Source organism: Planococcus beigongshangi, from assembly GCF_016820495.1.
Classification (GTDB): domain Bacteria; phylum Bacillota; class Bacilli; order Bacillales_A; family Planococcaceae; genus Planococcus; species Planococcus beigongshangi.
This window is the reverse complement of record NZ_JADHDU010000016.1, coordinates 1-6,749: the sequence shown is the minus strand read 5'-3', so window position 1 is coordinate 6,749 and position 6,749 is coordinate 1. Positions and strand designations below refer to the sequence as shown.

Here is a 6,749-nt window from a genome sequence, read left to right as displayed (position 1 = left end):
TAAGTTGAACGGAATACTCTACATCAGACAATCTGCAGTTCCCTATTTTTAAGCGGCGAGATATCCAATATATGATATTCCGCTTCGGCACCGAGCCGGAGATGCAGGGTAGTGGTGCCGTAACCGTTCGTTACCAGTTCATACCTGTCACTCCTTCTGATCATCGCACCTTTTTCATATAACCCGAATTTCCCCAGGCGAATCTGGCCTCCGTGCGTATGACCCGCCATCAGCAGCTCGGCCTTCCGCTCTTCCCGGATGAATTTGAAGATCGACGGCGTATGTGAAACGAAAATAACCGTATCATCCTCATCCACATCTTCATAAGCCCATTCAACTTTCGCTTCTCCTGCACTGAAATAATCGATCCCGACCAGCTTCACATTCGGTTGTCCAAAAAGTTCGACTGATTGGTTGTCCAAAATTGTTACACTGAAATAATCCATGAGTTTCCGCAGATTTCGGTCGCCTACTTCACGGTCATTATTACCCCAGATAAAATAGACAGGGGCAGTTTCCGTTAAAATACGCAGATTATCCGCTGTCCTGTTCAAAGGCACACCTTTTTCCGTCAGATCACCGCCGATGATGATGGCATCGACCGGGCAGGAAATAAAATCTTCCGGAAGTTTCTTTCTATGGATATCAGCGATGAACATAATTTTGAACGGTTTGAATCCCTTTTTCGACTCCAGCTGAACCCTATGGCTCTTTTCTTTGATGCTGCTTGCGTTTCTGAACATAACAAGGAGCAGCGCTGCAGCGGCTGCAATCACTGTCCGGAAAAACCATTTCATATGTACCACTTCTCCAATCAATAAAGGGGCATAAGCAAAATCTGCTTACGCCCCTTTATTTTCCTATTAATCTTCGAAAATATCCAGTACGCGGAATCCGGATTTCTCAAGTTCTTTGACAAATTTATCGATATTATCTTTTTTGTGGATTTTCAGGACGATTCGTCGAACGACTTTATCCGTCTCATCAAATGTCACAAGGGAAATGACCGATTCCTTGAATTTCTCGATGAGGTCACCCAAACGGCCGATCCGGCCTTCTGATTCAACAGAAGTGAACGTAATCCGGTAACCGGGCTCTTTCATTCCGAAAGCGCTTTGAAGCTGATTCACAAGATCAAAACGCGTAACGATCCCAAGGAATTCACCCTTTTCCACAACAGCGATAATCGGGAAATCCTCCAATTGCACCATCGCTTTCTCGTATACATCATTAACGCTCAAGTACACCTCTTCATTGACCCGGATATCCTTGATTTTCGTTGAGCTTATGTACTCTTCCTTGCTTTTTCCTGAGTTGAAAAAAGCTTTATAAGCGTGATACCAGGTGAAGATACCTTTGAACGATGTGCCATCTACTACCGGCAGGGCATCAACTGTGTATTTTTCCAATAGATCCAGTCCGACCTGAACGGAATCCTCCGGTCTTACGGTATAACATTTTTCTCTTCTGATCATCGCACTTTTAACGAACATTCCACCACTCCTGTCTCTCTTATCATCGTATTGCTGTTTCAATATTAATTACCCTTTATCAAGGGAGAATTAACGTCTGGCCGACAAATATTTCATTGGAACTCAGTCCATTTGCCTGTTTGATCTTCTCTACTGCCGCTCCGGCTCCGGAAGCCCCGTAATTATTGACGGCGATTCTGTACAATGTCTCATTCGGCTTCACCACTACCGACTTCGAACTTACTGGGTCATTATTCGCAGGCGGGGCAGGTGTTGCTGCGGCTGGTGTTTCCTGCGGTGCCGGTGTTGTATTTTCTACAGGCTGCTCAGTCTCGGCAGGCGTTTCTTCTTTTGGTGTATCTTCGGCCGGCTGTTCTGCAGGTTCCTCAGCCTCTTCAACTTTTTCAACTTCTTCAGGCTCAGCTTCCTCGGTAACTTCCTCTTCTGTTTCCTCAGGAACCAGGACAGGTGTTTCTTCAGAAGGCGTCGTTTCAAAACTCACTTCGTTGTCATTGGTTGCTGCGAAATCTGTATCATCCGGCTCGTATACGAAAGCGACAAAAATAAGGATGGCAACCGGAATCAGGATGAAAATGAAGAACAATGTAGGCAATAAAAGATTTCTGCTCTTCTCTTTTTTAGGCTTGCCTGATTGCCGCTGTGCTCTGCGGGACATATTTGCATTCATGTCCTTAATCTCCTGGCGGTCTTTTTCCAAAGATTCTCTGTAATTTTTTTTATCCATGTACTGATTACCCCATTCTTATCTGATAACTTCATTATGACGAAAATAGACCCATTTGTAAATGCCGTAATCATACAATATTAACAAGGCAGTATGGATTCCAGGCGTTTTTGCCAAGTGGCCGGTGAAGTCCTTGCATCCTCTTTCCGCGGACCAGATTGGAGGCTGCTGTACTCTATGCCGTCATTCACACAGCAATTGGCCGGCTTGCTGACCAGCTGCTGATCAAAACATTCCATGAGGTACTCCCTTAAGCAGGTTTTGAGAGTTATTAATTTCTTGATTTTGGCCGACTGCATCATCTTTTCATTTTTTTGCTGTTCAATTTGCCTGATGGTCTGCTGTTCGGTCAACCTCGTTCGCCAATAAGACAGGACACGGAAGGAAGTTTCCCTGATGATCCCTTGTGCCACCAGCTGCGATCCCCCGTCGGCACTGTTGTATAGTTCCCTGATTTCATTTATCGTCGGGAGATCATCCAGCACCAGGCTCTCGAGCATTTCCTCATCACCCGGGGCATACAGCAGGGTTGCGAGTGCCGGGCTGCCGTCCCTACCCGCCCTGCCAACTTCCTGGACATAGCCTTCAATGGAGGTCGGAATTTGAAAATGGATAACATGCCGGATGTCCGGAATATGGACCCCCATTCCAAATGCATTGGTGGAACACACCCAGTCGAGTTCACCATTTTGAAATTGCTGCTGGACAAAGATGCGATCCTGATGTTCCATGCCCCCGTGGTAAAATGCCGCCCGGAGGCCATCCATATTCAGAAGATCCGCTATTTCCCGGGATTTATTGCGGGTGCCGGCATAGATGATGCCAGGCCCGCCGTTTGTTTTGACGAATTCCTTCAGCCATTCCAATTTTTCATTCCCCGCTGAAAATTTCCTGCAGTCATAGACGATGTTTTTCCTGTCCATCGGATGGCTGTAGATGAACGGATCTGTAAGCTGCAGATATTTCTTGATTTCTTCTGTCACTTTCGCTGTCGCCGTGGCAGTCAGCGCAAGCACTCTCGGATGTCCCAGTGCCGGAAGGATCTCCGCGATGCGCAGGTAATCCGGGCGGAAGTCGAATCCCCATTGCGAGATGCAATGGGCTTCATCAGCGACCAGCAACGAAATTTGAATGTCCTTTAATTTATTTTTGATATAAGGCTGCACCAGCATTTCCGGAGAAATGAAGATAAAGCGATAGTTCCTCAGGTTATTCAAGACGATGGTCCGTTCTGACGGATCCAAAAATGAATTGAGGGCTGTCACTGATTTTTCCCCCATCTTCTTCAGCTGGGCCACCTGGTCCTGCATTAACGATAATAACGGGGAGACGATGAGCACACTGCCTTCAAGCAGATGAGCGGGAAGCTGGTAGCACATCGACTTTCCCATTCCGGTCGGCAACAGGGCAATGACATCTTCACCGCCCAGGATCTTTTCGATCACTTCTTTTTGCCCTGGACGGAAAGACGTAAAACCATATGCATCATAAAGCGTCTTCTCCAGATTCATTCGATCCCCCCCTTTGCTGCAAGCGCCAGACGCAATTGGAAATAGCTCGCCTCAGGCACTTTTTCCTTGATATCCCGCAGCCGCTTCGTGTTCTGTGACTGGCTCACTGCGATGATTCTGGCGAATAGCGCGGCTTCCATGAATTCCAGAATGTCAAAACCCGGGTCATTCATCGCCATCTCCACAACATGATCTTCTATGGTACTTGTTTTCAGTCCTCGGAGAGCCGCAATTTCCTCTAGCTTTCGGCCGTTTTTGAAATAGCTTTCGGTCCGTCTCGCCGTTTCAGTGAGGGCAGACTGTTGAATCAGTCCATCAAGCAGATTCCGGAGCAATGGATAACTTCCTTGCTCGAGGACTGACATCCATCCATGCAGCGTTTCAATTGCCTGGACCTGGGCATCGGTTACCGTCTGTTTTTCGGCACGTGAAATCTGTTCCCAAGTGAGGCCGCCTATTTTCAGGCCCGACAAGCGCTGGATGACGATCATCTTCTGCCGCTCACTGACAGCGACTGCCCCGAGGCTGTGTATCATTTCATCCTTGAAAGCTTTACACTGTGCCGGATCTTTATAATTCATCTTGTTGAGGTAAATTTTTACCCAGCGCTGTATATCTTCTGAAATCACCACCGGGTCGAATATGCGGCTCTTTTGTTGAATATGGGAAAGCGTTTGGACGATGAGCGACAACCGGGCCATGAAAACTTGCTCGCTGCCCCGGTATTTCCAGCCATCCAATAATGTCGGACCTGGCTTTTGCTCCACTGGCACTCCCGTCATCCGCACTACCTGTCCGTCTATGGCAATTAAACCTTTTTGGAAAAGCTTTTCCACTGCTTGGTCATAGACGTCTTTTTCCAGTTTCGGCAGGATCCCGAAATAGGGGTACAGCTTATAATAGCCGATATCCTGCAGGGTCTGGCCGGATTTCTTGCCCTTCAGCAAATGATACGGCGAAGAAACCGTCCGCTCGCCGTCCACCGCTTTTAAAAGTATGATAAGAATATCTTCAAATAACAAGACTGCGCCCCCTAGCGGTTTATTGTTGAAAATCTGTACAAACACCTTTAGAATGAAATACGGTAGTATAACTGAACTTGTTCGGAGATAAAGGAGAGGAATAAGATTATGGCTAAGTATACCATTGTCGATAAAGACACTTGTATCGCCTGTGGCGCCTGCGGAGCTGCAGCACCTGATATTTATGATTATGATGATGAAGGAATTGCGTTTGTTATTTTAGATGATAACATGGGGAACACCCAAGTTCCAGATGAGCTGGAAGAAGATATGGAAGATGCATTCGAAGGCTGCCCGACGGATTCGATCAAAGTTGCGGACGCTCCTTTCGAAGGCGACCCATTAAAATATGAAGACTGATGGCTGAGGCTGTCCCGTACCCGGAGAAGCATTTCTCCCGGGTATTTTTTTTGCATCAAAATAAGCCGGCGGAATAAAAGCATTCGCTTTTTTCCGTCGGCTTATTGTTTTCACGCTCTGCGAAGAGCCTTTTAAATGGAGTTAACTGGACTGATAATAAAGCCGCTGCTTTTCGATCCAGCGATGCATGCTGCTGAACAGCAGGAGAACCACCGTGGTCAAGATGATGCCTTTGATCAGGTTGAATGGCAGAATACCAAGCACGATCGTACCGAATAATGCTTCACCGGTTTCAGCCGGCATATTCAGGAAATACGTGTACATCGGCAAGAACACAAGATAATTGAGAACGCTCATGCCTATCGCCATCGACAGCGTGCCTGCCGCCAAACCGAAAATCATCCCTTTTTTCGTCGAGATTTTACGGTAGATCATGTAGACCGGCATGAAAAATAGGATGCTTGTGGCGAAATTTGCCAAATGCCCTACTGGTACGCCTGTCGGGCTGCCCTGAAACAGCCAGTCGAGCACATTCTTGAAGAATGCGATCAGGATGCCGGCGACCGGTCCCATTGTGATAGCGCCGATCAAAGCTGGCACATCACTGAAGTCAACTTTCAAAAATGCCGGAAGTGCCGGCAGCGGGAAGTTCAACAGCATCAAGATAAATGAGATACTGCTCAACATCCCTATTACAATCATCGATTGCAACTTTTTGTTCTTCATATTCCTCTCTCCTTAGAGTGATTCACCAGAAGAAAGGCTTGGATCATGCGGCTACATAACAAATCCCTTAAGCGAAAAATCACTTAAGGGAGAAAAGGCACACTTAATAAGCGTTCCGTTTAATGTAAACGACACACGTCCGCACCTTCACCTTCTCCCATCCAGACTATACTGTCGGCTTTGGAATCTCACCAAATCCTGCGTTTTACGGCTCGCGGGCTTATGAACAAATGTTCAATTACCGCCGGTAGGGAATTTCACCCTGCCCCGAAGATGAATCGATATTTTATTGTGGTACAGATTTAATGATAAGCGAAAAAAAGTGCATTGTAAACAGTTTTGCTTACAATGCACAGTCCTATCATTTCCCTTGCAGCAGCGGCTGCCACTGCAGGTTATTTCTCCCTATCATTCAAAGGGGATCCGGTTGATCCCTGCCGGCACCGGCAACGGATTGCTGATATCAAAGCGGTCCCAGCTGTCCTGTACTGTGTTCCCGAGCAATAATTCTTTGCCGAACGAGTCAGCAGAAAGAGCCAGACCTTCGATCATGCGCATGGCATCTTCGTAATCATAGGCGTCGAAATCGATCGTCTCAACGAATTCAACGGTGACCGCCTGTTCCGTTTCCGAAACAGAATAATCCACGCCATCAGGGATCAATGACTGAAAAGCATCAGCTGGCGTTGATTTCATCGCATCCAGCGCCTCTGCCGCATTTTCGAAAGACATATCGAAGCCCGGCATCAAATAGGTCGAACCGTTTGAGCTTGTGTAAGCGTAATATGCGATTTCCCTCAACTCCGGTGCCACCGGTTCTACCGGGCCGATCTGATCGAATTCGGCAGGGTTGCCCGATTCATCGACCACGGAAAATTGTTCAGCTTCCCCAAAACTTACTGCCATCGAATTG

7 protein-coding genes, 1 pseudogene and 1 riboswitch are annotated in these 6,749 nt (G+C 47.1%); of the genes and pseudogenes, 1 reads left to right on the top strand and 7 read right to left on the bottom strand.

Annotation, left to right across the window (positions count from 1 at the left end):
• Positions 1-23: 23 nt before the first annotated feature.
• The 5 genes from IQ294_RS16070 to IQ294_RS16050 form a co-directional block, all read right to left on the bottom strand.
• Complete coding sequence (locus IQ294_RS16070; RefSeq protein ID WP_203335061.1) at positions 24-797, bottom strand: metallophosphoesterase; 774 nt, start codon at positions 795-797, stop codon at positions 24-26.
• A gap of 66 nt (positions 798-863) precedes the next feature.
• On the bottom strand, positions 864-1,493 hold the full coding sequence (locus IQ294_RS16065; RefSeq protein ID WP_203335060.1) for a CBS domain-containing protein: 630 nt from the start codon (positions 1,491-1,493) through the stop codon (positions 864-866).
• A gap of 58 nt (positions 1,494-1,551) precedes the next feature.
• A complete protein-coding gene (locus IQ294_RS16060; protein ID WP_238942888.1) occupies positions 1,552-2,160 on the bottom strand; it encodes a LysM peptidoglycan-binding domain-containing protein in 609 nt (202 codons plus the stop codon).
• A gap of 137 nt (positions 2,161-2,297) precedes the next feature.
• Positions 2,298-3,728, bottom strand: coding sequence for a RecQ family ATP-dependent DNA helicase (locus IQ294_RS16055; protein ID WP_203335058.1), 1,431 nt, complete (start codon positions 3,726-3,728; stop codon positions 2,298-2,300).
• Positions 3,725-4,750 carry a YpbB family protein gene (locus tag IQ294_RS16050; protein ID WP_203335057.1) on the bottom strand — a complete coding sequence of 342 codons (1,026 nt, stop codon included), beginning with the start codon at positions 4,748-4,750 and terminating at the stop codon, positions 3,725-3,727. The genes IQ294_RS16055 and IQ294_RS16050 overlap by 4 nt, the downstream gene beginning before the upstream one ends.
• Positions 4,751-4,858: 108 nt before the next feature.
• On the opposite strand from IQ294_RS16050, the gene IQ294_RS16045 reads away from it, so the two are divergent.
• Positions 4,859-5,110: a ferredoxin gene (locus tag IQ294_RS16045; protein ID WP_033541495.1), complete on the top strand. Its 252-nt coding sequence runs from the start codon at positions 4,859-4,861 to the stop codon at positions 5,108-5,110.
• 141 nt (positions 5,111-5,251) lie between these two features.
• On the opposite strand, the gene IQ294_RS16040 is transcribed toward IQ294_RS16045, so the two are convergent.
• Positions 5,252-5,836, bottom strand: a complete 585-nt coding sequence (locus IQ294_RS16040) for an ECF transporter S component (RefSeq protein ID WP_203335056.1) — start codon at positions 5,834-5,836, stop codon at positions 5,252-5,254.
• 145 nt (positions 5,837-5,981) lie between these two features.
• Positions 5,982-6,115: riboswitch (FMN riboswitch) on the bottom strand.
• 129 nt (positions 6,116-6,244) lie between these two features.
• Positions 6,245-6,749, bottom strand: a pseudogene (locus IQ294_RS16035) (hypothetical protein); the annotation flags it as partial.